The sequence below is a fragment of the Bacillus sp. C28GYM-DRY-1 genome (genome assembly GCF_030519405.1).
In the GTDB taxonomy this organism is placed as follows: Bacteria; Bacillota; Bacilli; order Bacillales; family Bacillaceae; genus Bacillus; species Bacillus spizizenii_A.
Genome location: NZ_JAUMKF010000001.1, coordinates 69,049 through 95,008, shown reverse-complemented (window position 1 = coordinate 95,008; position 25,960 = coordinate 69,049). Strand labels below are relative to the sequence as shown.

Here is a 25,960-nt window from a genome sequence, read left to right as displayed (position 1 = left end):
TTACAACGCCTCGCTTAAATCGTGTTTTTTCAGCTCAGATTCAAACCATTCCAGCTTATAGTGATAATTTACAACATTTCCAATGACAATTAAACTCGGATTTTTAATGTCTTCTTTTATCACCGTTTCTGAAAGAGTGTCAACTGTACAAAAAACAGATTTTTGCTTATCCGTTGTTCCCCAGTGAATAAAGGCTGCCGGCGTAGAACCGTCCCGGCCGTTTTCAAGAAGTTTTCTTTCAATCTGCTGCACGTTTTTGATACCCATATAGATGACAAGTGTATCAATTCCTGTAGCCAGCGCTTTCCACTTTTCCTCAAAATCTTCGTCTTTTTTATAATGACCCGTTACAAAAGCGACGTTAGAGCCCGCATCCCGATGAGTAACAGGAATCCCGGCATAAGCCGCTGCCGCAATTCCTGACGTAATGCCGGGGATGATTTCAAACGGAATTCCGTTTTCAGAGAGACATTCCGCTTCTTCCCCTCCCCTTCCGAACACAAAAGGGTCTCCGCCTTTCAGTCTGACAACGGTTTTCCCTTTTTGCGCATACTTTACAAGAAATCGATTGATGGTTTCCTGCTGCATCGTATGAAAATCTGGAAGCTTCCCGCAGTAGATCAGGTCTGCTTGCTCTTTGGCATATTGTAAAATCTCTTTATTGACTAATCTGTCATATAAAATGACATCAGCTTTTTCAATGGCTTTTAGCGCTTTAATTGTGAGCAGATCAGGGTCACCGGGACCCGCTCCTACAATATATACTTTCCCCATCGTATTTCCCCCGATCTATTCGAGTTCTTCCAGAACATTTGCTGTGATGTTGTTCTCGCTTGCATTACGGCATCTGATAAGAACACAGCAGATCATATTTAGCTCAATTTTTGTTTGACAAACTCGATCAGCTGATTTTTGCACGCTTCACGGTCATACTGTCCTGAATCAAGAACGAGCTCCGGTGCATCCGGCTCCTCATAAGGAGAATCAATTCCTGTAAAGAACGGGATTTCTCCGTTTCTTGCTTTTTTATAAAGCCCTTTCGGATCTCTTTGTTCACAAATATCGAGGTCGCATTTAATGTATACTTCATTGAATTCGCCTGCTTCTACAAGCTGGCGAACCTGTTCTCTGTCCTCGCGGAAAGGAGAGATAAAAGCAGTAATCACAATGGTGCCCTGCTGAACAAAAAGCTTTGCCACCTCTCCGATTCTGCGGATATTTTCTTTTCGGTCTTCGTCAGAAAAACCAAGATCCTTATTTAAGCCGTGACGGATATTATCCCCGTCCAGCACAATGACTTGGTAGCCCTGCTCAAACAATTCTCTCGCAGCGGCATTGGCAATAGTTGATTTGCCTGAACCGCTCAACCCTGTCAGCCAGAGAATGGAGCTTTTATGCTTATTTTTTTGCTGGTATTCTTCTTTTGTAATAGAGGCTTCATGCCATACGATATCGCGATTTGTCACTGCCAGTCCCCCTTAAGATACGCCTGCTTCTTCTTTTTTCTTCATCCCTCTGATTAACACTTCTACAACTTCTGCGCGGCTGAATTCTGCAGGCGGGAGCACACCGTCTCTCAGCATGCCTCTTACCTTAGTTCCTGATAAAATGACGTGGTGTTCTCTGCCGTGAGGGCACGTTTTCGCTGTCCCCATATTTCCGCATTTTTCACAGAAAAAGCTGTGCTCGAATTTCAGCGGTGTAATCCCGAGCTCTTCAGCTTTAAATGTGTCAAACAGTTCCTGCGCCTCGTACGTTCCGTAATAGTCACCTACACCTGCGTGATCTCGGCCGACAATGAAATGCGTGCAGCCGTAGTTCTTTCTGACAAGCGCGTGGAAAATCGCTTCTCTCGGTCCTGCATAACGCATCGCTGCTAAGAAGACACCGAGGAACACACGGTCTTTCGGGTAATAATTGTCAAGAAGCACTTGGTAGCTTTCCATCCGCACATCAGCTGGGATGTCATCAGATTTTGTTTCACCTACCAGCGGGTTTAAGAACAAGCCGTCTACTGTTTCAAGAGCCGTTTTTTGAATGTATTCATGCGCTCTGTGAACAGGATTTCTTGTTTGGAAACCAACAATGGTTTCCCAGCCTTTTTCCGCAAACTGGCGTCTTGTTTCCGCCGGTTCAAACGTAAACTCAGGGAACTGTTTTGAAGCCTTTTTCATCAATGTGATTGGTCCGCCGACGTATGTATTGCCGCGGCTGAAAAGCTTTTTAACACCCGGGTGCTCCTGCTCATCCGTTTTATACACATTGACAGCTTCTTTTTGTTTGTCAGGCACGTACAGGTCTTCGATTTGGATAACGCCGTATGTTTCTCCTTCATACGTTAACTTTACCGTTTCACCGACTGACAGTTCCGCTGCTTTTTGCGCATCAACCGGAAGCGTAATTGGAAGGGACCAGACAACGCCGGAAGAAAGACGCATGCTTTCGACAACAGATACGTAATCTTTTTCATTAAAGAAGCCTTCGATCGGGCTGTATGCACCTATCCCTATTAATTCCAAATCTGCAAAAGAAATCAAATCGAGTTCAATTTCTTTTTGAATGCTGCTCACATCATATGATTCATCTACTCTGTTTACTAATGTTCCTCCGTGTGGTGCTAAGCTCATAATATCGATTTCCTCCTAGTTAACATATAAAATAACTCAGATTAATGGTCAGATTCCCCCGCCTTGTTCGTGGACCGAGCGTCTCTCTTTACGTATGGCCTTCATCAGGCTGATGGCACCGCCCGCCGCTAAAAGCACACTTACCATGATAAAGATTGAATAATAATCCGCTTTTAAAAACAAGGATACAAGCAGATAAGAAATTGATAAAGATAAAAACGGCGATACGATCCATACCTTCAGCATCGTTTGAACAACTTGTTTATGGAACACGTTCGGACCGTTTTTTGCCATGCCTATTCCGATAATAGAGGATGACGTGACTTGCGCCAATGGCACCGGCATCCCAAATACAGAACTGATGATTACCAGTCCGGCTCCTGTACCGGATAGGAGAATGCCTTCTCCTTTTGAGAATCTCGTAATTTTCTTCCCGTTTGTTTCTAACACCCGGCGACCTAGTAACAACGCGCCAAGAGCAACAAAAGCTCCCCCGTACAAGGTTCCTTTCGTTACATCCAGCACACCGGCCGCTACTAACGGGCCAACGGCATTTGCCACATTGTTCATACCGGCAGAGAATGCTTCAAAAAATCCTGCACCTAACAAAACTATGCCAAGGATTTTTTGCTTTTTAGAAGATGTAATTTCAATCTTAAAATAACGAAACAGCTTAGATACAAAATAGGTAAAACCGAAAGCGAACAGCGGGACGAAAACCCAAAAAGACACAATGACCAGCAGGTTGTTCACAAACAATACTTTGTAAGCCACTCCCACACCGACAACTGCGCCGACTGTAACTTCACTTGTCGACAAAGGAATCCCGAGGAGATTAGCCGTAAAGAGCGACAGCGCAGCGGCTCCAATAATAATACAAACAATCGTCAGTGTAATCGTCTGCTCGGGAATAATCCCGGAGCTGATGGTTTTTACAACCTCTCCCCCGCCAATGACCGCCCCGGCCAGCACACCGACTGCGCATAGGATCAAAGCGTAGGTTTTCTTTTTGATGGCTCCAGAGCCGTAAGCAACTCCCATCGAAGCTGCAGCGCCGCTTGCACCAATATTCATCGCGAAAAACAAGCTAAATAATATAGCGGCTAGTTCCATTTTGCAGCTCCTTATTCATGCAGTCCGCATTCTGTTTTCGCCATACCATTCCATCTGCCTGAACGTAAATCCTCTGCGGTAAAAGCAGGAGCCGTGCAAGGCGCGCAGCCAATACTTGGATATCCTTGGTCATGAAGCGGATTGTAGTCCAGCTCATTCCGGGAAGTGTATCTCCAAATGTCTTTCCAAGTCCAATGGATAAGCGGGCATACTTTTACTGATTTAAATTTTTCATCTTTGTTTAAGAAATTCGTATTGGCACGGCTCGGCCCTTGATCGCGGCGCAGACCGGAAAGCCAGGCTGGGTGTCCTGACAGTGCTTCTCTTAAAGGGACAACTTTTCTAAGATAGCAGCACTGATTCGGTTCTCTTTCCCACAGTTTGTCACCATGTTCTTCGGCTTGCTCCTCAAGGGTAAGGTCTGGTTTTTTCAGGATGATATTAAGACCTGGATACCGTTCTTTCACTCGTTCAATCGTTTCATAGGTTTCTTTAAAATGAAGCCCTGTATCAAGAAACACAATCTCTGCGTCTTTTTTCACTTTATAAATTAAGTCAATCAGAACGATTCCCTCAATTCCGAAACTGCAGGCATAAACAAGCTGATTGCCGTAATGGCCGTATGCCCACTTTAAAACTGACAGCGCTCCTTTATAAGGATCGTCTTCCGGAAATGTAATCGTTGGTTCTTCCCAATTATCGTACGTTAACATTTCTTCTTTCCTCCTTTCGGAGACAAACAAACAGTAGCTTTCTGCCGGTTGTCTTTTTCCAATTGTAATGTGATGCGCGGCTGCTGTATCAAAATCAGCCTTTTTTTCCTCTTAAAATAAAAAACTTCCAATCCGGCGGAAAGAAAGACAGGAACAGCATGTAGCCCTTATCTTTCAAAATGGAATTCATTTTGCTGGAAGTAGCACCTTACAAACTATGCAGGTTGCCGGGCTTCATAGGTCCAGTCCCTCAGCCGCTCTTGATAAGTTTTTAGATTTGTAGTAAATTTTAGCACAATTCTAACATAAGTCAACCCGACTTTTTTTATAGGATTAATAAAAAAACAGGCCGAGTGGCCTGATTTCAAGTACAGCAAGGCTTTAAAGCCTCTGCACATCACCGGAATTTATTTGTTATTTTTTAAACCAATCTGTTGACTCGGGATTTTGTTTCCACGTTTTCAGCTTTTCCAGATCGTCTGAATGAATATTTCCGTTTTCAAGCGCGACCTCTGTAAGCGTATCATAATCTGTTAAAGAGTAGTATGGCAGTTCTGCCTTTGCAAATGCTTCCCGCGCTTTAGGGAGCCCGTACGTGAAAATCGAGACGACACCGAGCACTTCACTGCCAGCCGCTTGTAAAGCTGCCGAAGCTTCAAGTACGCTTCCTCCTGTGGAGATTAAGTCTTCAATGACGACAGTTTTTTGCCCCTTTTGAACAGCTCCCTCAATCTGATTGCCTTTTCCGTGCGCTTTCGGCTTGCTTCTCACATAACACATCGGAAGATTCAATCGGTCAGCCGCCAGAGCAGCATGAGGAATACCGGCTGTTGCTGTTCCAGCAATCATTTCAGCTTCAGGAAAATGCTCTTCGACAAGCTTGCTGATGCCTGAGGCGACATCATTTCTGACCTCTGGGAAAGATAGCGTAAGGCGGTTGTCACAGTAGATTGGCGATAAAATGCCGCTTGCCCATGTAAATGGCTCGTTCGGGCGTAAACATACAGCTTGGATGTCTAATAGATGTTTTGCGATGATTTGTTTCATAATTTGATTCCCTCCCATTCGAGTCTGACAGCTTCATAGGCTTTTACTGGGTTTTTCGCTTTTGTAATCGAGCGTCCTACCACAATCGCTGATGACCCTCTCTCTCTTGCAATTGCAGGTGTCGCTACGCGAATTTGGTCATTCGCAGCGTCCTCAGACATCCTGATCCCCGGAGTGACAGTCAGAAATGAAGGCGACACCGATTGGTAAATGGCTTTTGCTTCATGAACAGAGCAGACCACTCCATCAAGCCCGCTTTCTTCTGCCAGCTTACTGTAGTGCACAACCGTGTCGATCAGAGGCTTTTCGATTAGCAGTTCATTCTTCATCATTTGTTCAGATGTGCTTGTCAGCTGGGTTACCGCGATAAGTGACGGGCGTTTTTTTCCGGACGGCGTTCCTTCTTCTAAGCCTTCCAGGGCTGCTTGCATCATTTTTTTGCCTCCGGCCGCATGAACATTGACGAGGTCCACCCCGAGACCAGCAAGGCGCTTCATCGCTTTGTTTACAGTGGTCGGGATGTCATGAAGCTTTAAATCTAAAAACAGCTCGCAATTTCTTTCTTTTAATTGTTTAACTATAGATGGTCCTTCTTGATAAAAAAGTTCCATCCCAACCTTTACAAATAACGGTTCTAGCTGAAAAGGCGCTAAGAACGCAAGTGTTTCTTCAGCTGATGCAAAATCAAGCGCGATGATGGGCAGGTTGTTTTTCATGGTTCCAGCTCCTTCCGATGCATTCTTCAACAGATTCATAGCCGTATTGGCGTAAAACAGCAGGGAGCTGTTCAATAATGTCCGGGCATGCAAAAGGATTCACAAAGTTTGCTGTTCCGACAGCTACCGCGCTTGCTCCCGCGAGAAGAAACTCCAGTGCATCTTCGGCCGTCTGCACGCCTCCCATCCCGATAATCGGAATATTGACCGCTTGGCTGACTTCATACACCATGCGAATGGCAACCGGCTTCACGGCAGGGCCGGAAAGCCCCCCTGTTTTATTCGCTAATATCGGTTTTCCTGATTTTAAATCAAGCCTCATGCCGATTAATGTGTTAATCATTGTAAGGCCGTCCGCTCCCGCCCCTTCGATCGCAGATGCAATTTCTGTGATACTTGCCACGTTCGGGGAAAGCTTTACATAAACGGGTACATCCGAAACCTTTTTAACCGCCTTCGTCAAATCAGCAGCCATTTCAGGATTCGTACCAAAAGCAATTCCGCCTGTTTTCACATTCGGACAAGAAATGTTCAATTCAAGAGCATGAACATTAGGCGCTTGGCTGATATGCTCTGCGACTTCAACATACTCCTCGACTTGAGAGCCTGCAACATTTGCAATAATCGGCGTATCAAACTGTTCAAGCCACGGCAGCTCATTTTGCAAAACGCTTTCCAGCCCCGGATTTTGGAGACCGATCGCATTGAGCATTCCAGCGCCAGTCTCAGCTACTCTAGGCGTCGGGTTCCCGAAGCGAGGTTCCTGTGTCGTAGCTTTGATCATAATGGCTCCGAGACAAGATAAATCATAAAAACGCGCAAATTCTTTTCCAAAACCGAAGCAGCCTGATGCCGGAATGATCGGATTTTTCAATTCAAGTCCAGGCAATTTGACCTCTAGCATTACAGCGCCACCTCCTGAGCTTTAAATACAGGTCCGTCGAGACATACTTTTACGTAGGATGCCTCACTTTCGTTTGTATGGCACACACACGCGAAGCAGGCACCGATTCCGCAGCCCATTCGTTCCTCCATAGACAGGTAAACTTCTTTATGGGCATATTCCTGTTTTAATGCCTTCAGCATCGGTGTTGGCCCGCAGCTGAGGAGAATATCAAACTCTAGATTCTTCTGTTTTATGACATCTGTGACAAACCCGGTTTCCCCGTAGCTTCCGTCAGCTGTTGCCACATACGTGTCTCCATACTGTCGGCACTCTTTTTCATAAAAAACATCCTTTGCCGATTGGAACCCTAACACGTGTATGACCTTTACCCCTTTTTCTTTCAAGCGTTTCGACAGCTCTTGGAGAGGCGGGACACCTACACCGCCTCCTACCAGCAAAGCCGTCTTTCCGGGTTGGACTTCATTGACAGGAAAGCCATTTCCCAAAGGTCCGAGAACATCCACAGGTTCTCCCTGCTGCTTCATCGATAAGAGTCTTGTTCCTTCCCCATCTACTCGATAAATGATGGTGACTTCATTTTTTTCTAAGTTGACGTCAGCAATGCTGATTGGTCTTCTTAAAAGAGGCGTAACCGCTTCGCTCACTTTAAGATGAAGGAACTGTCCCGGGGTTGTAAACCCTTGGACAAGCTCCCCTTTCAAAACCATTTGATACACCCGGTCTGCAATTTGCTGGTTAGAACATACTGTCAAATACGCTTTTTTCATATAGTGACTGCCGCCTCCTGATTTGTGTTGACTGCCGGCATTTGATCGGCACGGAATGTCATGCTTTCCAGCACTCGCAGTATCGCTTCAGCCGTATCTAAAGATGTTAAGCAGGCAACACCATTTTCTACTGATTCACGTCTGATTCTAAATCCGTCTCTTGCCGGCTGCTTTCCTTTTGTCAGCGTATTGATGACAAACTGCGCTTCTCCGTTTCTGATCACATCTAGCAAGTTCGGGCCGTCCTGGCCGATTTTTCCGACGACCTTCGCTGGAATTGACGCTTCCTTGAGATACCCCGCCGTTCCTTCGGTCGCTAAAATGTTATACCCGATCGCATGGAATCGCTTAGCGATGGCAAGCCCTTCTTCTTTGTCCTTATCAGCCACTGTTAAAAGCACGGATCCGTAGTTAGGGATTTGAATGCCTGAAGCAATTAGAGCTTTATAGAGCGCTTTTTCAAGTGTGGAATCTTTCCCCATGACCTCTCCAGTTGATTTCATTTCAGGCCCTAACGTAATATCCACTCTTCTCAGCTTAGCGAAGGAAAAGACTGGCGCTTTTACAAAAACCCCCTGCTGTTCAGGCTGAAGGCCCTCTGTATAGCCAAACGCCGCCAGCTTTTGGCCGAGAATGACCTTTGTAGCAAGGTTCGCCATTGGGATACCCGTGATTTTGCTTAAGAACGGTACGGTTCTGCTCGATCTCGGATTTACTTCGAGCACGTACACTTCGCCTTGTGATAAGACAAATTGAATATTGAGCAAACCGACAATGTTCAGCCCTTTAGCTAGTGCTATTGTGTACTGTTCAATTTTTTTCTTAATGTCTTCTGTGAGAGACTGAGGCGGATAAACAGCGATTGAGTCTCCGGAGTGAACGCCCGCCCGTTCAATGTGCTCCATAATTCCCGGAATGACGACTGTTACACCGTCAGATACTGCATCAACTTCAATTTCTTTCCCAGTTAAATATCTGTCAATTAATACAGGATGCTGCGGATTGATTTTGACTGCGTTTTTCATGTAATGAAGCAGTTCTTCTTCATAATACACAATCTCCATCGCCCGGCCGCCAAGTACATAGGAAGGGCGCACCAGTACCGGATAGCCGATATCACTCGCAATGCTTACCGCCTGATCAACTGATGTCGCTGTTTTGCCAAGCGGCTGCGGAACACCGAGTTCTCCAAGCGCATGTTCAAATTTATCCCGATCTTCCGCACGGTCTAAATCTTCTAACGAAGTCCCAAGGATTTTCACTCCACGTGCAGAAAGCTCGTCAGCAAGGTTAATCGCAGTTTGTCCGCCGAACTGTACGACAACGCCCATTGGCTGTTCGAGGTCAATGATGTGCATGACATCTTCAATCGTAAGCGGTTCAAAGTACAGCTTGTCTGAGATACTGAAGTCTGTTGAAACGGTTTCCGGGTTGTTATTGACAATAATGGCTTCATAGCCTGCTTGTTTAATTGCCCATACAGAGTGAACAGTCGCATAATCGAATTCAACACCCTGACCGATTCGAATCGGCCCCGAACCAAGCACTATCACACTTTTCTTTTCTGTAACGACAGATTCATTTTCCTCTTCATATGTGCTATAGAAGTATGGCGTTTCTGATTCAAATTCCGCCGCGCACGTATCCACCATTTTGAATACCGGCGCAATTCCCGCTTGTTTTCTTAAGCTGTAAAGCTCCGATTCTTTCATTTCCCACTCACGGCTGATGTACTTATCAGAGAATCCGAGTTCTTTTGCCCGCCTCAGTACGTCAGTATCACCTGCATTTGCCTTCAATTCTTTTTCAAACTGTACAATTCCGAATAGCTTATGCAGGAAGAAGACGTCGATCGCAGAAAATTCATGGAGGTCTTTTACCGTGTAGCCTCTTCTGTACGCTTCAGCTAAGTAGAATAAGCGTTCATCACCGGCCTTTTTAATTCGTTTTTCAAGAAGCTCATCGGAAATGTCTCCAGCGTCCTTTAATTCAAGATGATACACATCCGCTTCCAGTGAACGCACAGCCTTCAGCAATGACTCTTCAAGCGTGCGGCCGATCGCCATGACCTCTCCTGTCGCTTTCATTTGCGTGCCGAGCTTTCTGTTTGCTGATTCAAACTTATCAAACGGCCAGCGCGGAATTTTGGATACGACGTAGTCAAGAGCCGGTTCAAATGCTGCATATGTTTTTCCTGTCACTGGGTTCATCATTTCATCTAATGAAAGGCCGACAGCAATTTTAGCAGCAAGCTTTGCAATCGGATATCCCGTTGCTTTTGAGGCAAGGGCAGATGAACGGCTGACCCGCGGGTTTACTTCAATAATGTAGTATTGGAAGCTGTCTGGATCTAAAGCGAGCTGGACGTTACATCCACCTTCGATTCCAAGCGCGCGGATCAGTTTTAACGATACATTCCGCAAGAGCTGATATTCGCGGTCACTGAGCGTTTGGCTTGGCGCGACAACAATACTGTCTCCAGTGTGGATTCCGACTGGATCAATGTTCTCCATATTACAAACGACAATCGCGTGGTCCTGGCTGTCTCGCATCACTTCATACTCGATTTCTTTATAGCCCGCGATGCTTTTTTCAAGCAGACATTGATGCACCGGGCTTAATTTTAAGCCGTTCTCAACAATTTCTTTCAGTTCGGTTTCATTCGAGCAGATGCCGCCGCCTGTTCCTCCCAATGTATATGCCGGGCGGACAATGACAGGGAAACCAATTTGGCTGACGAAGTTTTCTGCTTCTTCAAGAGAGTGGATAATTTCACTTTCTGGCACCGGCTCATTCAGATCATTCATAAGTGTTCTGAACAAATCGCGGTCTTCAGCCTGCTGAATCGCAGACAGCTTCGTGCCAAGCACTTCGACGCCGCACTCTTCCAGCACGCCTCTCTCAGAAAGCTCAACCGCAAGATTCAAACCGGTTTGGCCTCCGAGAGTAGGAAGAATGGCATCCGGGCGCTCTTTTCTGATGATTCGCGTCAGGAATTCAGGAGTGAGCGGTTCGATGTAGACTCGGTCAGCCATTTCTGTATCTGTCATGATCGTAGCAGGGTTTGAGTTGACAAGGATGACCTCATAGCCTTCTTCTTTCAATGCGAGGCAAGCTTGTGTTCCAGCATAGTCAAATTCTGCTGCTTGGCCGATGATGATCGGTCCAGATCCAATTACTAAAATTTTGTTAATGTCTACGCGTTTTGGCATACCGCTTCCCCTTCTTTCACTGTTGTTTCGATCATTTCGATGAATCTGTCAAATAGATGGTTGGCATCCTCAGGACCAGGAGAGGCTTCAGGATGATATTGAACCGTAAAAGCCGGCAGTATTTTATGCTTCAGCCCTTCAATCGTATCGTCGTTAATTGCGATATGCGTCACTTCCAGTTCTGTTTTGCTGATTGATGAGACTGTATAGCCATGGTTTTGAGATGTTAAGGCGACTTTTCCGGTAGACAGCTCTTTTACCGGGTGGTTCGAGCCCCTGTGGCCGAATTTCATTTTTTCAGTATTCGCTCTGCACGCCAGCGCGAATAACTGATGGCCGAGACAAATTCCGAATAATGGCACTTTTCCAAGCACACCTTTAATCATCTCAATCGCTTCAGGCACATCTTTCGGATCTCCAGGTCCGTTAGAAAGCATGATGCCGTCCGGTTTCAGCTGAAGCACTTCTTCCGCTGTAATGTTGTAAGGCACAACGATGACATCACATTTCCGTTTGTTCAGCTCTCTAAGAATACCGTGCTTCATGCCGAAATCAACCAAGACAATGCGTTTGCCTCTTCCAGGGCTCGGATATGCTGTCTTGGCCGATACTTGGGAGACTTGATTTCTTGGCAGTTCAGTTTCATTCAGTTTTTTTAGCACCGCTTCGATATCTTCATCAGGTGAAGCGAATGTTCCTTTTAGCGCGCCTGCCGTGCGAATCATTCGTGTCAGCTTTCTTGTATCAATTCCCTGCAGTCCCGGAATGTTTTTCATTTTTAAATACTCGTCTAATGTGTATGCTGAACGCCAATTGGAAGGCTGTTCACACAATTCTTTGATAATCAGCCCTTTCACAAAAGGGGTAATGGATTCAAAATCATCACGGTTGATGCCGTAATTTCCGATAAGCGGATACGTTAATGTTACGATCTGCCCGCAGTAAGAAGGATCAGATAATATTTCCTGATAGCCTGTCATCCCAGTGTTAAAAACGACTTCTCCCATGCTGTGTTCTAAGCTTCCGAAAGCTTCTCCCTCGAATACCGCTCCGTTTTCCAGTACTAATCGTCTCTTCATTTGACAAGTCTCCCTTCTTCGTAAGCAAGCTTCCCTGCCGCAATTGTAGCGACAGGCCAGCCGGTGCAGCTGATGCCGTTAAATGGTGTGTTTTTTCCTTTTGATAAAAATGTCTCTTTGTCAATAACTGCTTCCTTTTCCAGGTCGATTAACGCAATGTCGGCAACTTGCCCCGTTTGTAATGTTCCGTATGGGAGACCGAACGCTTCGCATGGTTTGATTGTCATGTAATCAATCAGCTGTTTCAGCGACCAGCTGCCATTTTTGACAAAGTGTGTGTATAGGAGCGGGAACGCTGTTTCTAAGCCGACAATTCCAAATGGCGCCAGCCTCATTTCTGTATTTTTCTCTTCCTCAGTATGCGGCGCATGGTCTGTTGCGATAAAATCAATCGTTCCGTCTAAAAGACCTTCGATTAAAGCAGCTCTGTCTTCTGCCCCGCGGAGCGGAGGATTCATTTTATAATTGGTATCCAATCCCGGAATGTCTTCATCACAAAGCAGTAAATGATGAGGTGATACTTCTGCTGTCACCCGAATTCCCGCTTTTTTCGCATCACGCACGACTCTCACAGATTCTTTCGTGCTGATATGGCATACATGATAATGGCAGTTTGCCGCCTCAGCCAGCAATACATCGCGGGCAATATGAACTGATTCACACACAGAAGGGATGCCGCTGAGCCCGTTCGCTTTGGAGAATGTCCCCTCATGAACGCTTCCTCCGTAAATTAAGGAGTTGTCTTCACAATGTGCCACAATGGCTTTGTCGATCGCAGCTGCCCGTTTCATCGCTTCATACATCATTCCTGCTGTCTGTATACCAACACCGTCATCTGTAAAAGCAAATGCTCCGGCTTCTTTTAAAGCTTCAAAGTTTGTCATCTCATCACCGATTTGTCTGATCGTAATGGATGCATACGGAAGAACTCTGACACATGATGTTTCTTTAATACGGTTTTGCACCCATTCCATCTGCTCCTTCGTATCAGGGACCGGCCGCGTATTCGGCATTGCCGCTACTGTTGTATAGCCGCCGCGCGCCGCTGCTTTTGCACCGGTTTCAATGGTTTCTTTTTTCTCTCCGCCCGGCTCTCTGAAGTGTACGTGGAGATCAACAAACCCAGGTGAAACGAGCAAGCCTTTTGCATCAATTACGGTTTCGTCATCCGCTGCATCAAGCCTGCCGATTTCGGAGATGATTTCTCCAGTCACTCGAATATCCGCTTCTGTTTTTTCACCATTTTCGTTAAGTATCCAGCCATTTTTAATGAGATATGACATACGCTGTTTCTCCTCTTTTCACTTTGGTTTGTAAGGCACGCTGTATCACTGCCATTCTGATAAATACACCATTTTGCATTTGTTTGAAGATTCTTGATTTTTTGCTTTCTACTAAGCTGTCATCAATCTCCACTCCTCTGTTTACCGGAGCTGGATGCATAATAATCGCATGCTGCTTCATACGCTCAGCCCGCTCTACGGTCAAGCCGTATTTATTTAAATAGCCGTCCTGACTGACAGCGGACTGATGTCTTTCATTTTGAATGCGAAGCAGCATGACAACATCGGAAGACTCAACTGCTTCATCCATTGAGACATACGTGCCGAATGGATTTTCTTCATCCTGCCATTCCGAAGGACCTGAAAACAGGACACGGGCACCTAGTCTTGTCAACACTTCCGCATTTGATCTAGCCACTCTGCTGTGCTTAATATCGCCATGAATGGAGACGGTAAGCCCTTTGAATGTATGGAACTCTTCATTAATTGTCATTAAATCAAGCAATGATTGCGTCGGGTGCTGGCCGCATCCGTCTCCCGCGTTCAGAATCGGGATCTTCACCTGGCTGACAAGTTCTTTATAGTACTCATCCTCACTGTGCCTGATGACGCACACGTCCACACCGATTGATTCGAGCGTTCGGATGGTATCATATAAGGTTTCGCCTTTTTGCACGCTTGTACTTGTTCCATCAAGATTCAGCACATTCATACCCAGCTTTTTTTCTGCCACCTCAAAGCTGAACCGCGTTCTCGTGCTCGGTTCGAAAAACAGGTTTGCTGCAAATTTCCCCATAAGCTGATTGTCTGTTTTTCCGCTTTTGAGGTCTTGTGCTGTTTGAAGCAATTCTTTAATTTCCTCAATACTGAGCTCGCTCATCGTCGTTAAATGCTTCATGTTCTTTCCCCTCTCATTTCAACTTGAAGGCTGAAAAAACCCCGGTCTAAGATAGACTCGGGGTATGGTTAAACAGAGGGCAGCATTAAGCTTCCTTCTCCTCATAACCCTTCCAAGCCTCTCTGGACTTTCTTTAAAAGGTTGTTTTAGATATGATGTTGTTCAGATGTGTCTGCCTGCTCTTCCTTCGACTGCGGAAGAACCAGGTTTAAGATGACACCGACAATTGCGGCTAGCGCCATTCCTGACACTTGGAATCCCCCTTGAGACACTTGGATAAATGCGCCTCCTACACCGATCACTAGGATAACCGATGTGATAATAAGGTTTCTGTTGTCTTCATAATCAATTTTGTTGTCAATCAGCATTCTTAGGCCGCTCGAAGCGATGATTCCAAACAGCAGGAAGGAGACACCTCCCATGACCGCCGACGGCACTGAACTGATCAGTGCTGAGATTTTGCCGATAAAGCCGAAGCAAAGGGCAATCACCGCCGCACCGCCGATGACAAAGACGCTGAATACTCTTGTGATGGCCAGCACGCCAATGTTTTCTCCGTAAGTCGTTGTCGGCGGACCGCCAATCAAGGAAGCAAGGATGGTCGCTACGCTGTCACCCATAATGGAGCGATGCAGCCCCGGTTTTTTAATGAAATCTTGTCCAACAACTTTGCTCAGCACCATTTGGTGGCCGATATGCTCCGAGATTGTCACAAACGCGACGGGAACCATTGCTGCTGCGATGCCGAGTGTTACTGACGGTGAATAGTCTTTAAACGGGATGATAAATTCAGGCACTGCAAACCATTTCGCGTCAAGTACCGGCTGAAAGTTGACAATCCCTTGAGTAAGGGCAAACAGGTATCCGCCGATGATTCCGATCAGAACCGGAATCAGGCTTAAAAATCCACGTAAGAAAATCGCGCAAATAATCGTGATCGCCAGCGTAACTCCTGCGACACTGAAGTGCTTTAAGCTATAGACCAATTCACTCGCATTCGGATCAGCGTACATCGCCATGTTTACTGCAGTACTTGCCAGCCCCAGCCCGATGACGATAATAACGGGGCCTACGACGACAGGCGGGAGAATCTTCATCAGCCAACCGGTTCCTAGCTGCCTGATCAATAAGGCAATCAGTCCGTATACCAGCCCTGCAAGAAACGCCCCGACCATTGCCGCTCCCGGCCCGCCGGTCGCTTTTACCAGTATGATCGGAGAAATAAAGGCGAAGGATGAACCGAGATATGCCGGAATTTGCCCTTTCGTTATAAGAAGATAAGCAAGTGTCCCGATACCGCTTGTCACCAGTGCCACAGCAGGACTCATTCCGACCAGCTTCGGTACCAAAATCGTTGAGCCAAACATGGCAAACAAATGCTGCAGGCTGAATGAAACCCAAGAGAAAGGTGTCGGGACATCCCTGACCCCTAAATTTACTTTTTTCTTACTCATGATGATTTTCCCCCTGATTGTTAACTTTCATTTTAGGTTGACTCAATGACCGTATAAAAAAACCTCTTTGCTATTTTTACGCAAAGAGGCATACAAAGACCTGCCGAACACTTTCGGGACTTTGTTGTGCACCTCTTTGCAACCTCTCTGGATTGCCTTTAAAAAGGTGATCTATTATTCATTTTCATAAATGGCGACAAGATCGTTTTGATCTACCTCATCAAGCTGAACCATAACCTTTTCAGCCTTTGATGTCGGGATGTTTTTCCCAATATAATCCGCTCTGATCGGCAGCTCCCGATGTCCTCTGTCAACTAGTACAGCCAGCTGGATAGAGGAAGGTCTTCCTACATCAACCAGCGCATCCATACCTGCTCTGACCGTTCTTCCTGTGTACAAAACATCATCTACGAGGATCACTTTTTGATCTGTGATGTCTACCGGAATATCTGCGCCTTTCACAAGCGGTTCTTCGTTGCTCGTTTTTTTGGAAAGATCGTCTCTATAAAGGGTAATATCAATTTCACCGACTGTTACAGGATTCCCTTCAATCTGTTCGATTCGTTCCGCGAGGCGTTTTGCCAAGTAAATCCCTCTTGTCTTGATGCCGACAAGGATACAGTTATTCATTCCTTTATTGCGTTCAATCATTTCGTGAGCAATCCTGGTCAGCGCCCGTCTGATTGCCTGTTCATCGAGAATGACAGCTTTTTGATTCAATATGTGACACCTCACAGTTCATATAGAAGAAAAACCCCTCCTGCCAGAGCATAGAGGGGTTTTAGGACAAGGTGCGCGTATATACACGCATCCTGTCTATCCGTTATCCTTCTCAGCCTCTCTGGACTGTTTTAAAGAATCTATTCAGCTTCGTTTATTATTTCAGAAAAGAAACAGTCTGTCAATCGTTTTTTCTGAGGTTTTCGATTAATTCTGCCATATCCTCCGGAAGCGGCGCTTCAAATTCGACATATTCGCCAGTGCGGGGATGATCAAATCCTAAAATACCGGCGTGAAGGGCCTGACCGTTAAAATCGATCGTTTTTCTCGGACCGTATTTTGGATCGCCGGCTAATGGAAATCCAATATATTTCATATGAACACGAATTTGATGCGTTCTTCCGGTTTCAAGCTGGCATTCCACCAACGTAAAATCCTGAAAACGCTCAAGCACATGGAAATGAGTGACGGCATTTTTGCCATCACGCGTCACAGTCATGCTTTGACGGTCTTTCTTGTCCCGTCCGATCGGCGCGTCAATTGTGCCGTCATCGTGAGAAATAAGCCCATGGACAACTGCCGTATATTTCCGCGTGACCGTTTTGTTGACCAATTGGTTTACAAGTGACTCGTGCGCCATATCATTCTTCGCCACCATTAATAAGCCGGACGTGTCCTTATCGATTCTGTGGACAATCCCCGGACGCATCACACCATTTATTCCGGAAAGGTCCGTACAATGAGCCATAAGGCCGTTTACAAGTGTACCGGTAAGGTGTCCGGGAGCTGGGTGCACAACCATTCCGCGAGGTTTATTGACGACCAGCACATCCTGATCTTCATAGTAAATATCAAGATCCATAGGTTCTGCCAGCACGTCGAGCGCTTCCGGCTCAGGCACAGTGACGGTCACCTGATCCCCCGGCTGAATTTTATAATTCGATTTTACAGGGCTTCCGTTCACGACAACTTGTCCGTCTTTCACCCATTGCTGTACCTGTGTTCTCGACCATTCATTTTCAGTCGATGCTAGAAATTTATCAATCCGCTCACTTTTTTGTTCTTCTGAAGCGGTTATATCAATTTGGTTCATGCTATTGCTCCTTTTTCTTTTTCCCGCTGTCCAACAACATTTGTATAAATAAAAGCATTACGCCGACACATAACGAGGAGTCTGCGATGTTAAAAATGGGGTAATTGTAATTCACAATAATAACATGGATAAAATCCACAACTTCCTGTCTGACAGCCCGATCAATGAAGTTGCCGATGGCACCGCCAAGCATAAGTCCGAGGGCCACGCCAAGAAGCCTTTGTCCTTTTGTGTAACGCTGTATGTAATAAACAATGCCAATAATTACCGCGGTTGTAATGAGGTAGAAAAACCACATCTGACCGGCTAATATCCCCCATGCAGCACCCGTATTGCGATGGGAGGTGATATAGAATACCTGATCAATGACCGGAATGCTTTGTCCAAGCTCCATGTTCTTAACGACAAGCCATTTTGTCAATTGATCGGCTGCAATAATAAGTAGTGCGATCACATAATACAGCACAAACGTTCCTCCAGTTTACGGTTACTTTAATCCATTATGCATTTTATCAATAAAAAGCACTGGAGTAAAGAAATATCAGGCATATTAACCGGCCAGACACTGTTATTCATACAGTGCCTGGCCATATTCGATATCCGTTGATTTCCACAGCGGAAGCGTTTTTTTTTCAAATTGGACAGAGTAAAGAAAATCGTTTTCTGTACGGGCAGTCGGCAGCACAGCAAGCTTTGAAAGAGGAATAGGAGCCCCGGTTTCTTCGCAGTACCCGAATGTACCGTTTTCGATTTTGGACAATGCGAGGAGAACGTCTTGAAGCTCTTCTTTAATGTGATAGATCAGAGTTGCTTTTTGTTTATGATTGATTACTGCTTGGGGGCTTGTTGAAGCCTGAAAGCAAGAATACTCAAATAATCTCGACTGTAATTCTTCTTTCGTCAGAAGAAGTTCCGTATATATTGCGGTCAGTTGATCATCCATTCATCACAACTCCTGCTCTTAACGTAGTACCTATATTGTTGCCTGTGAATGATGATCTAAAGCCCATAAGATTTTTCCTGCCGTTCTAAACGATGTCACTCTTGGCACAAAAAAGCCCGGCTTTTACGCCGGACCCTTTTCCTTTATTTTTGATAGTATTTTTCAACGATCTCAGCGTTTCGCAGGGAAAGTGTAGGATATTTCGGATTTGCACCTACATCTTTTGAAATCACACGTGATCTCTCACACATTTCGCCTTCGGCTTTCTCGACAGCAATTTTACCTGTCGCAAAGCTTTGCGCATCGTTCGGCGCTTCTTTTTCTTCGCTGATTGTCAGTTCAGAAACAATAAACAGCTGAGAAAGATTCTCTTTAATGGAAGCCAAGAGCTCTTGGTTTTCTTTATTTGGATACAATTTCAAATTGGCTTCCAATGATTTACCGATAACTTTTTCATTCCGCGCAGTTTCTAACGCTTTTAGGACATCATCACGGAAAGCCATAAATCGGTCAAACTTATCTTCTGTCGCTTCGCTATTTGGAACCGTGATTGTTTCCGGCATATCTGTCAGCTGAACGCTCTGCTCTTCAACAAATGTTAAATGAGACCATAATTCGTCAGCCGTATGAGGAAGGATAGGCGCTGAAAGCTTCACTAATGCAAGAAGCGTTTCATAGAATACTGTCTGCATGCTGCGTCTATCCGGATGATCCGCATGCTCGATGTACACAATATCTTTTGCGAAATCAAGATAGAACGAGCTCAATTCGATTGTGCAAAAATTATGGATGCTGTGATACACAACTGCAAATTCGTACTCGTCATACGCTTTTTTCACTTTATCAATCAGTTTGTTCAGTTTAATCAGCATATATTGGTCCACTTCGCGAAGGTCTTCGACAGCTACCGCATTCGTTTTTGGATCAAAATCGAATAAGTTGCCATGAAGGAAACGGAACGTATTGCGGATTTTACGGTATACTTCAGCAACCTGCTTCAAAATGGCGTCAGATACGCGAACGTCCGCCTGATAATCAACTGAAGACACCCATAATCTCAAGATGTCGGCACCAAGCTGTTTCATAACTTTAGCAGGAACAACGACGTTACCGATCGATTTACTCATCTTGCGTCCTTCTCCATCCAGTGCGAACCCATGGCTGAGCACACCTTTATATGGCGCTTTTCCTGTTACAGCCACTGCTGTAGAAAGAGATGAGTTAAACCAGCCGCGATATTGGTCAGATCCTTCTAGATATAAATCAGCTGGGCGAACGAGATCTTCACGCTCTTCAAGCACTGCTTGATGAGAAGATCCTGAATCAAACCAAACATCCATGATGTCCTGTTCTTTTGTAAATGTGCCGTTCGGGCTGCCAGGATGCGTAAAGCCTTCCGGAAGAAGATCCTTCGCTTCTTTTTCAAACCAAATGTTTGACCCGTGCTGTCTGAATAATTCAGAAACATGTTCAATGGTTTCATCTGTAATAATCGGCTCTCCGTTTTCAGCATAAAATACCGGGATCGGCACACCCCATGCACGCTGTCTGGAAATACACCAGTCTCCGCGGTCACGAACCATGTTGTGCAAACGCTGCTCGCCCCATTCAGGAACCCATTTGGTTTCTTTAATGGCATCCAGCAGGTCTGACCTGAAATCTTTAATAGACGCAAACCATTGCGCTGTCGCTCTGAAAATGGTTGGTTTTTTTGTTCTCCAATCGTGCGGATAAGAGTGAGTAATGAATTCAAGCTTCACAAGCGCGCCTTTTTCATCAAGCTGCTGCGTGATCGCTTTGTTCGCATCATCATAGAACATACCTTCAAAGCCTGGAGCTTCGCTTGTCATTACACCTTTTGCATCAACTGGACATAGCACATCCAAACCGTATTTTTGGCCGATGATAAAGTCATCTTCCCCGTGTCCCGGCGCTGTGTGAACGCAGCCTGTTCCGGCATCAGTTGTTACGTGTTCGCCAAGCATAACGAGAGAGTCTCTGCCATATAGCGGGTGTTCAGCGATAATGTTCTCAAGGTCTTTCCCTTTGATCGTTCTTGTTACTACATATTGATCAAATCCGCATGCAGATGCAACATTTTCGACTAAAGCACTTGCTACAACAAAGCGATCTTCACCTACTGCAATCACGCTGTACTCAAGATCAGGGTGCACTGAAATTCCGAGGTTCGCCGGAATTGTCCAAGGTGTTGTTGTCCAAATGATGATGCGCTCACCGTTTTCAAGAACGCCTTTTCCGTCTTTCACACCGAAAGCAACGTAAATAGATGCTGACCGTTTGTCTTGATATTCGATCTCGGCTTCAGCCAAAGCAGATTCACTTGAAGGTGACCAGTTAACCGGTTTAAGACCTTTATAAATGTAACCTCGTTTTGCCATCTCACCAAACACGCGGATTTGCTGCGCTTCGTATTCCGGTTTTAATGTCACATATGGGTTTTCCCAATCACCGCGGACACCAAGGCGTTTAAACTGCTCACGCTGTCCCTCGATTTGCTTCCAAGCGTATTCTTCGCACAGTTTGCGGAACTCCGCTACTGACATTTCTTTGCGGTTGACTTTTTTGTTTTTTGTGAGAGCCGTCTCAATCGGCAATCCGTGTGTATCCCAGCCCGGTACATACGGCGCGTTATAGCCGCTCATTGATTTGTAGCGCACAATAAAATCCTTCAAAATCTTGTTAAGCGCGTGTCCCATATGGATATCGCCGTTTGCATACGGAGGTCCGTCGTGTAAAACAAATTTCGGGCGGTCTTTCGTCCGTTCCTGTACAAGGCGGTAGATATCCTCTTCCTCCCATTTCTTTTGAATGTCAGGCTCACGGTTTGGCAAATTTCCACGCATCGGGAAATCTGTTTTTGGCATTAAGAGCGTTTCTTTAAAATCCATTTTCATTCCTCCACTGCAACTTTTTCAGAAAATAAAAAAAGCCCTCTCATCCCATAAGGGACGAGAAAGCTTATCTCGCGGTACCACCCTTTTAGAAAAAGCAAGCATACGCCTTTTCCTCTCGAGCATCGTAACGTGATGAACGTCCTAACCTACTGTGAGTTCAGAAAGGAAACTTAAGGGCTGATCTACATGATTCCGGCCTTCCCGGACTCTCACCATCTCCGGGTCGCTATAAAGGCCTGAAGGAAACATGACTGTCCCTTTCAACCGTTTTTTCATCTGAATTTATGAACGTATTATATTCGACAAGCTAAGAAAATGTCAAGGTAATCAAAAAATTTATTCCTTTTCCTCAAATACTGCGTCGACTTCATACTCAAGAAGATGATCCCAATCGTCATTTTTCAGAAGATCGAGCTGAGCTTCAATCAGCATTTGGAAACGTGTTCTGAAAACTTTAGACTGTTTTTTCAGCTCTTCAATTTCCATGGCAATTTTTCTTGATTTTGATAAAGATTCGTTGATAATGCGATCAGCATTTTTCTCCGCTTCGCGTACGATCAGCTTTGCTTCTTTTTGAGAATTGCGTTTTACGTCTTCAGCCGCTTCTTGAGCAACTAAAATCGATTTATTCAGTGTTTCTTCAATATTGGCAAAGTGTCCGATTCTCTCATCAAGTTCATTGACTTTCGCTTCAAGCTCAGTTTTCTTACGGAGAACAATTTCGTAATCTTTTCTGACTTGTGCCAAGAATTCATTTACTTCATCTTCATCATATCCGCGAAAACTTTTTGTAAAGGTCTTGTTGTGAATATCATTTGGCGTTAATGGCATGATGCCACCTCCATTTTTACATTTCAGTACGGTTATCTAGTTCACATTATAAAACAAATTTCGCACAGATGGAGAAAAAAACTGAAAAACTGACTATTTTTGTCGTTCAAACGTGACTCTCCACTTGTCTTTTTTGGTTTTTCCTTCGATTTTTGTTAAACTGCATCGGCCAAAGCCCCTGATAGACAGCATGTCCCCTTCTGCCACCATGTATGAAGGATCTTCAACCACCTTCCAGTTCACTTTCACAAGGCCGTTTTTCACAAGCGCCTGTGATTTCTGGCGGGATTGTCTGCTCATAGAGGCACAGACGGCGTCAAGCCTTAATGAAGAAACCGTGTCATCTCTTATTTCGACATCAACTGCTGGAATGTTAAGGTCTGATAAGTCGATTTTCTCTAGGCTGACTGCCGCTTTGCCTGCTTGGGTCAGCTGTGCAGCCACAAAATCAGCGGTATCGGCTGAGACAATCAATTGCACTGATGTCTCAGAAAACACGATGTCACCAAACTTTTGACGCTTTAAGCCTATGCCCATTAATGCACCAAGCAGAGAACGGTGATCTACAGAGACAAACTTTTCAGCATAACGGACGTTAAACGCCTGCAGTTCAAAATCCGATTCTTCCGGAGTGATGTACTCTGGATACAGAATCGCCCGTTTTCGTTCCGCTCTGTCATAGCCGCCGGAAAAAGCAAGCCCGACGTCTGCCTGTCCGGTAACAGCAGAGAGGATGACCTGCTCTCGGGGATCTAAAAAGTCAGTCAGCTTCATCCTGTACTGCTCCTGGACAATACTTTTCCATTCGAGCGCCTGATCAATAAAGGCCCGCTCGTCTTTTCTGAAGTGCTGATATATATCGCTCATCGTCTTTCCCTTCTATGTAAAGAGGCTTGGCTGCTGCCAAGCCCCTATCAAACTGTCACATTAAAACGCAATCATGCGATAAAGCCCCCACAAGCCGGTTGTCGCAAACCGCAGCACAAGTATAGCTACGATCGGTGAAATATCCAGCATGGCGATCGGTGGGATGATTTTTCTAAATGGTTCGAGATATGGTTCACAAATCGAAGCTAAAAACCGCCCGACTGCCGTTTCCCTTGTACTCGGCACCCATGACATAAAAATATATATGATCAGGGCAAATGAGTATATTGTAATTAATAAGTTTAAAACCGAAAAAACTTGATAAAGGATCATCTCGCTTTACCACCTCTGATGTTCGTCTTCAGATATGAGCTCAGAAATTGTGCCTGATACATCTACGTTGTCAGGCGTGCAGAGGAAAATATCCGAGCCGATTCTTTGAATATCGCCGCCAATGGCATAAACGGTTCCGCTTAAAAAGTCAACAATCCGCTTAGCCTGGTCATGCTGTATCCGCTGAAGATTGACGACAACTGCCCGCCGGTTCTTCAAATGATCGGCTATTTCCTGCGCCTCCGCATAAACGCGCGGCTCACTCAACACCACTTTAGAGGATTTCTGAACACTTTGCAAGCTCACTACATTCTGTTTGCCCGCAGGTTTGTTTGCAGTATAAGCCGGTTTTTCCTTTTGCTCATGCTCTTCATGAGATTCTTGCTCTGTCTCAATATATTCATATTCGTATTCTTCATCTTCCATTGAGAAAAAGTTTTTCAGTTTATTTTTCATACTCATTGCTGTACACCCCCTGTTTCATTTCCGACTAACGATGAGCCGATTCTAATATAAGTAGCCCCTTCTTCAATTGCAATTTCAAAATCATTTGACATGCCCATCGACAGTTCAGTACACGGAGCGTTCGGCTGTTTCAGCTCCTGAACCTGATCACGGAGTTCTCTCAGCGCTCTGAAACAGCCTCTGATCTCATCTTGATCATCAGTCAGCGGAGCCATAGTCATCAGTCCGGCCACAACGATGTGTTCGAAACCGGAAAGCTCCTGTATGAATGGTATGACTTCTTCTTTTTTCATACCATGTTTAGACGGCTCAAGAGAGGTATTGACCTGCACAAAGCATTGGACAGTACCTTCAGCCCTTTTTTCAATTTCTTTCGCTAATGAAAGCCGGTCTAGAGAATGGATATAGGAAACCGAATTGACGACAGCTTTTGCTTTCCTTGATTGCAGACTGCCGATAAAATGCCATTCCGGATCCCCTTTTATCATTTCCTGTTTGCGGAGCAGCTCCGCATCCCGATTTTCTCCGAGGCAGGTGATGCCAGCATCCACTGCCTCCTGTGCTCTTTCAGGCGATACATATTTTGTGACTGCAATAACCGTAACTTCATCGGAGCTGCGGCCCGATCTGTTACATGCTTCGTTTATTCGTTCGTTTATATGTCGTAAATGATCAACAACACGCAAGATCTTTTATGCCTCCTTCATTCCTATAAAGGACATCATCCGTCCAGTTTTCCCCTGATCGCGGCGGTGAGAATAGAAAAGAGACGGCTCGCTTTCCGTGCATAAACCACTGACAGAAATCTGTTCATTTACCAAACCGCTGTCAATCAATATAAGGCGGTTCAGCTCTTTCAGGTCAAGCTGATATTGTGCCTGTGCCGCCTGATTTACAGCACGTTCTGCGGAAACCGGCAATGCCCGGACAGCATCCATGACACGGTCGTCTACTGTATAGCATGCTCCGCTGATAGCCGGTCCAATAACAGCATAAATATCTGAGAGGTTTGAACCTTCCTGCTCGGTCCATTGCTTCACCATTTCTCTGCCAATCTGTTTGACAGTTCCTTTCCACCCGGCATGGGCGACCCCGATAAGCGATTTAACCGGATCATAAAAGAATAGAGGCACACAATCAGCAAAGCATAATGCTAAAAACACATTCTTTTCATTTGTATAAAGCCCGTCCGTTGCTTTTAGAGCCGTGTGATACTCACGGGCGCCTTTTCCCCTATCCCTCTGCGTCACTTTCTGAACGCGATTATCATGCGTCTGATCAGCAAATACCCAAGACTGCAAATCAATATTAAACATATCGGCAATATATTCACGATTTTTAACTACATCTGCATCTTTGTCATGAACGTGCAATCCTGTATTTAACGATTCAAAAGGCTTTTGGCTGACACCGCCGTTTTTCGTAGTAAATCCGGCAATGACTTCTCTGTTGTTTTGATTCGTTTGTGTCCAGTCTTGTATCATGAGTGTCGAGGGTGTGGTAAGACTGAATGGGTGATATGTATTCATGATGATCCAACCTTTCGACAAACATTTAAAAAAGCGGAATTTCCCACTTATTTTACCACATCTTTCTGCATTCGTTGAGCGCCGATTTGCATAATTTCTAAATGAAATGTGCCGGAAGAATCCAGACTTCCGGCATTTGCCAATCCGCTGCAGACGAGCAAGTTATGCATGCGGTTCATTTAATCGGACTAAGATTACATCTTCCCCGATTTTTACTATATTTCGCCATGGAATGACCAATTCCTCTTCTTTTCCAAAAAACCCAAGCACTTTTCCATTTCCACCTAGTATGATCGCCTGAATTTTGCCAGTGGTTACATTGATATCTATATCACCAATGCTCCCCAGCTTTTTTCCGTTTGAGACATTGACGACATCCTTCACTTGAAATTCTGAAATGCTGATCATTCCATCACGTCCTTTTTCCGTCCTTTTTTCAAGTATATGA

At 45.2% G+C, this 25,960-nt stretch carries 26 protein-coding genes, 1 riboswitch and 1 other annotated feature; all 26 genes read right to left on the bottom strand.

Features of this window, described 5'->3' with window-relative positions; genetic code table 11:
• On the bottom strand, window positions 1–774 hold the full coding sequence (gene cobA / locus Q3W56_RS00465) for a uroporphyrinogen-III C-methyltransferase (RefSeq protein ID WP_019714362.1): 774 nt from the start codon (window positions 772–774) through the stop codon (window positions 1–3).
• 98 nt (window positions 775–872) lie between these two features.
• Window positions 873–1,466 (bottom strand): adenylyl-sulfate kinase, encoded by a 594-nt coding sequence (cysC, locus tag Q3W56_RS00460; protein WP_268399393.1) that lies wholly within the window; start codon window positions 1,464–1,466, stop codon window positions 873–875.
• Between the two features lie 12 nt (window positions 1,467–1,478).
• Window positions 1,479–2,627 carry a sulfate adenylyltransferase gene (sat, locus tag Q3W56_RS00455; protein ID WP_268399396.1) on the bottom strand — a complete coding sequence of 383 codons (1,149 nt, stop codon included), beginning with the start codon at window positions 2,625–2,627 and terminating at the stop codon, window positions 1,479–1,481.
• A gap of 48 nt (window positions 2,628–2,675) precedes the next feature.
• The gene (gene cysP / locus Q3W56_RS00450) at window positions 2,676–3,740 is read right to left on the bottom strand and encodes a sulfate permease (protein WP_302894137.1); all 1,065 of its coding nucleotides are present in this window, start codon (window positions 3,738–3,740) and stop codon (window positions 2,676–2,678) included.
• Between the two features lie 11 nt (window positions 3,741–3,751).
• Window positions 3,752–4,453: a phosphoadenylyl-sulfate reductase gene (locus Q3W56_RS00445; protein WP_003221498.1), complete on the bottom strand. Its 702-nt coding sequence runs from the start codon at window positions 4,451–4,453 to the stop codon at window positions 3,752–3,754.
• Window positions 4,454–4,617: 164 nt separating this feature from the next.
• A riboswitch (SAM riboswitch) is annotated at window positions 4,618–4,723 on the bottom strand.
• Window positions 4,724–4,867: 144 nt separating this feature from the next.
• Window positions 4,868–5,500 carry an orotate phosphoribosyltransferase gene (gene pyrE, locus Q3W56_RS00440; protein ID WP_302894136.1) on the bottom strand — a complete coding sequence of 211 codons (633 nt, stop codon included), beginning with the start codon at window positions 5,498–5,500 and terminating at the stop codon, window positions 4,868–4,870.
• Entirely contained in the window at window positions 5,497–6,216 is a 720-nt protein-coding gene (pyrF, locus tag Q3W56_RS00435) for an orotidine-5'-phosphate decarboxylase (RefSeq protein ID WP_302894135.1), read from the bottom strand. Before pyrF ends, pyrE begins: the two co-directional genes overlap by 4 nt.
• On the bottom strand, window positions 6,185–7,120 hold the full coding sequence (locus tag Q3W56_RS00430; protein WP_302894134.1) for a dihydroorotate dehydrogenase: 936 nt from the start codon (window positions 7,118–7,120) through the stop codon (window positions 6,185–6,187). The genes pyrF and Q3W56_RS00430 overlap by 32 nt, the downstream gene beginning before the upstream one ends.
• Window positions 7,120–7,890 carry a dihydroorotate oxidase B electron transfer subunit gene (pyrK, locus tag Q3W56_RS00425; RefSeq protein ID WP_302894133.1) on the bottom strand — a complete coding sequence of 257 codons (771 nt, stop codon included), beginning with the start codon at window positions 7,888–7,890 and terminating at the stop codon, window positions 7,120–7,122. Before pyrK ends, Q3W56_RS00430 begins: the two co-directional genes overlap by 1 nt.
• A complete protein-coding gene (gene carB / locus Q3W56_RS00420; protein ID WP_302894132.1) occupies window positions 7,887–11,102 on the bottom strand; it encodes a carbamoyl-phosphate synthase (glutamine-hydrolyzing) large subunit in 3,216 nt (1,071 codons plus the stop codon). Before carB ends, pyrK begins: the two co-directional genes overlap by 4 nt.
• Window positions 11,087–12,181: a carbamoyl phosphate synthase small subunit gene (locus Q3W56_RS00415; RefSeq protein ID WP_302894131.1), complete on the bottom strand. Its 1,095-nt coding sequence runs from the start codon at window positions 12,179–12,181 to the stop codon at window positions 11,087–11,089. Before Q3W56_RS00415 ends, carB begins: the two co-directional genes overlap by 16 nt.
• Window positions 12,178–13,464, bottom strand: a complete 1,287-nt coding sequence (locus Q3W56_RS00410) for a dihydroorotase (protein ID WP_302894130.1) — start codon at window positions 13,462–13,464, stop codon at window positions 12,178–12,180. Before Q3W56_RS00410 ends, Q3W56_RS00415 begins: the two co-directional genes overlap by 4 nt.
• A complete protein-coding gene (locus tag Q3W56_RS00405; protein ID WP_268399414.1) occupies window positions 13,448–14,362 on the bottom strand; it encodes an aspartate carbamoyltransferase catalytic subunit in 915 nt (304 codons plus the stop codon). The genes Q3W56_RS00410 and Q3W56_RS00405 overlap by 17 nt, the downstream gene beginning before the upstream one ends.
• Before the next feature lie 146 nt (window positions 14,363–14,508).
• On the bottom strand, window positions 14,509–15,816 hold the full coding sequence (gene pyrP / locus Q3W56_RS00400; RefSeq protein ID WP_302894129.1) for a uracil permease PyrP: 1,308 nt from the start codon (window positions 15,814–15,816) through the stop codon (window positions 14,509–14,511).
• Between the two features lie 174 nt (window positions 15,817–15,990).
• Entirely contained in the window at window positions 15,991–16,536 is a 546-nt protein-coding gene (gene pyrR / locus Q3W56_RS00395) for a bifunctional pyrimidine operon transcriptional regulator/uracil phosphoribosyltransferase (protein ID WP_003221477.1), read from the bottom strand.
• Between the two features lie 181 nt (window positions 16,537–16,717).
• The gene (locus Q3W56_RS00390; protein ID WP_302894128.1) at window positions 16,718–17,629 is read right to left on the bottom strand and encodes an RluA family pseudouridine synthase; all 912 of its coding nucleotides are present in this window, start codon (window positions 17,627–17,629) and stop codon (window positions 16,718–16,720) included.
• Between the two features lies 1 nt (window position 17,630).
• Window positions 17,631–18,095, bottom strand: coding sequence for a signal peptidase II (lspA, locus tag Q3W56_RS00385; RefSeq protein ID WP_003221473.1), 465 nt, complete (start codon window positions 18,093–18,095; stop codon window positions 17,631–17,633).
• A 102-nt stretch (window positions 18,096–18,197) separates the two neighbouring features.
• Window positions 18,198–18,572 (bottom strand): TraR/DksA family transcriptional regulator, encoded by a 375-nt coding sequence (locus Q3W56_RS00380; RefSeq protein WP_302894127.1) that lies wholly within the window; start codon window positions 18,570–18,572, stop codon window positions 18,198–18,200.
• A 143-nt stretch (window positions 18,573–18,715) separates the two neighbouring features.
• On the bottom strand, window positions 18,716–21,481 hold the full coding sequence (gene ileS, locus Q3W56_RS00375) for an isoleucine--tRNA ligase (protein WP_302894126.1): 2,766 nt from the start codon (window positions 21,479–21,481) through the stop codon (window positions 18,716–18,718).
• Between the two features lie 53 nt (window positions 21,482–21,534).
• Window positions 21,535–21,761 (bottom strand) — a binding site (T-box leader).
• Window positions 21,762–21,823: 62 nt separating this feature from the next.
• Window positions 21,824–22,318, bottom strand: a complete 495-nt coding sequence (gene divIVA, locus Q3W56_RS00370; RefSeq protein WP_003221468.1) for a septum site-determining protein DivIVA — start codon at window positions 22,316–22,318, stop codon at window positions 21,824–21,826.
• Between the two features lie 93 nt (window positions 22,319–22,411).
• On the bottom strand, window positions 22,412–23,185 hold the full coding sequence (locus Q3W56_RS00365; protein WP_302894125.1) for a YlmH family RNA-binding protein: 774 nt from the start codon (window positions 23,183–23,185) through the stop codon (window positions 22,412–22,414).
• Window positions 23,186–23,245: 60 nt separating this feature from the next.
• Window positions 23,246–23,518, bottom strand: a complete 273-nt coding sequence (locus Q3W56_RS00360) for a YggT family protein (protein ID WP_014479736.1) — start codon at window positions 23,516–23,518, stop codon at window positions 23,246–23,248.
• A gap of 6 nt (window positions 23,519–23,524) precedes the next feature.
• Window positions 23,525–23,980, bottom strand: coding sequence for a cell division protein SepF (gene sepF / locus Q3W56_RS00355; RefSeq protein WP_014113725.1), 456 nt, complete (start codon window positions 23,978–23,980; stop codon window positions 23,525–23,527).
• Entirely contained in the window at window positions 23,977–24,669 is a 693-nt protein-coding gene (locus Q3W56_RS00350) for a YggS family pyridoxal phosphate-dependent enzyme (protein ID WP_302894124.1), read from the bottom strand. Before Q3W56_RS00350 ends, sepF begins: the two co-directional genes overlap by 4 nt.
• Window positions 24,670–24,675: 6 nt before the next feature.
• The gene (gene pgeF, locus Q3W56_RS00345; protein ID WP_302894123.1) at window positions 24,676–25,512 is read right to left on the bottom strand and encodes a peptidoglycan editing factor PgeF; all 837 of its coding nucleotides are present in this window, start codon (window positions 25,510–25,512) and stop codon (window positions 24,676–24,678) included.
• Between the two features lie 162 nt (window positions 25,513–25,674).
• Window positions 25,675–25,920, bottom strand: coding sequence for a YlmC/YmxH family sporulation protein (locus Q3W56_RS00340; RefSeq protein ID WP_003221455.1), 246 nt, complete (start codon window positions 25,918–25,920; stop codon window positions 25,675–25,677).
• Between the last annotated feature and the right edge of the window lie 40 nt (window positions 25,921–25,960).

Bases quoted from the DNA above. Each gene is read 5' to 3' on its own strand.
- Q3W56_RS00360 (WP_014479736.1), bottom strand. From the start codon at position 23,518: ATGATCCTTTATCAAGTTTTTTCGGTTTTAAACTTATTAATTACAATA.
- Q3W56_RS00410 (WP_302894130.1), bottom strand. From the start codon at position 13,464: ATGTCATATCTCATTAAAAATGGCTGGATACTTAACGAAAATGGTGAA.
- Q3W56_RS00445 (WP_003221498.1), bottom strand. From the start codon at position 4,453: ATGTTAACGTACGATAATTGGGAAGAACCAACGATTACATTTCCGGAA.
- Q3W56_RS00390 (WP_302894128.1), bottom strand. From the start codon at position 17,629: ATGAACCAAATTGATATAACCGCTTCAGAAGAACAAAAAAGTGAGCGG.
- pgeF (WP_302894123.1), bottom strand. From the start codon at position 25,512: ATGAATACATATCACCCATTCAGTCTTACCACACCCTCGACACTCATG.
- ileS (WP_302894126.1), bottom strand. From the start codon at position 21,481: ATGGATTTTAAAGAAACGCTCTTAATGCCAAAAACAGATTTCCCGATG.
- Q3W56_RS00430 (WP_302894134.1), bottom strand. From the start codon at position 7,120: ATGCTAGAGGTCAAATTGCCTGGACTTGAATTGAAAAATCCGATCATT.
- cobA (WP_019714362.1), bottom strand. From the start codon at position 774: ATGGGGAAAGTATATATTGTAGGAGCGGGTCCCGGTGACCCTGATCTG.
- pyrF (WP_302894135.1), bottom strand. From the start codon at position 6,216: ATGAAAAACAACCTGCCCATCATCGCGCTTGATTTTGCATCAGCTGAA.
- sepF (WP_014113725.1), bottom strand. From the start codon at position 23,980: ATGAGTATGAAAAATAAACTGAAAAACTTTTTCTCAATGGAAGATGAA.
- pyrE (WP_302894136.1), bottom strand. From the start codon at position 5,500: ATGAAACAAATCATCGCAAAACATCTATTAGACATCCAAGCTGTATGT.
- pyrP (WP_302894129.1), bottom strand. From the start codon at position 15,816: ATGAGTAAGAAAAAAGTAAATTTAGGGGTCAGGGATGTCCCGACACCT.
- carB (WP_302894132.1), bottom strand. From the start codon at position 11,102: ATGCCAAAACGCGTAGACATTAACAAAATTTTAGTAATTGGATCTGGA.
- cysP (WP_302894137.1), bottom strand. From the start codon at position 3,740: ATGGAACTAGCCGCTATATTATTTAGCTTGTTTTTCGCGATGAATATT.
- Q3W56_RS00415 (WP_302894131.1), bottom strand. From the start codon at position 12,181: ATGAAGAGACGATTAGTACTGGAAAACGGAGCGGTATTCGAGGGAGAA.
- Q3W56_RS00365 (WP_302894125.1), bottom strand. From the start codon at position 23,185: ATGAGCGATATATATCAGCACTTCAGAAAAGACGAGCGGGCCTTTATT.
- divIVA (WP_003221468.1), bottom strand. From the start codon at position 22,318: ATGCCATTAACGCCAAATGATATTCACAACAAGACCTTTACAAAAAGT.
- sat (WP_268399396.1), bottom strand. From the start codon at position 2,627: ATGAGCTTAGCACCACACGGAGGAACATTAGTAAACAGAGTAGATGAA.
- Q3W56_RS00405 (WP_268399414.1), bottom strand. From the start codon at position 14,362: ATGAAGCATTTAACGACGATGAGCGAGCTCAGTATTGAGGAAATTAAA.
- pyrK (WP_302894133.1), bottom strand. From the start codon at position 7,890: ATGAAAAAAGCGTATTTGACAGTATGTTCTAACCAGCAAATTGCAGAC.
- Q3W56_RS00340 (WP_003221455.1), bottom strand. From the start codon at position 25,920: ATGATCAGCATTTCAGAATTTCAAGTGAAGGATGTCGTCAATGTCTCA.
- Q3W56_RS00380 (WP_302894127.1), bottom strand. From the start codon at position 18,572: ATGGATGATCAACTGACCGCAATATATACGGAACTTCTTCTGACGAAA.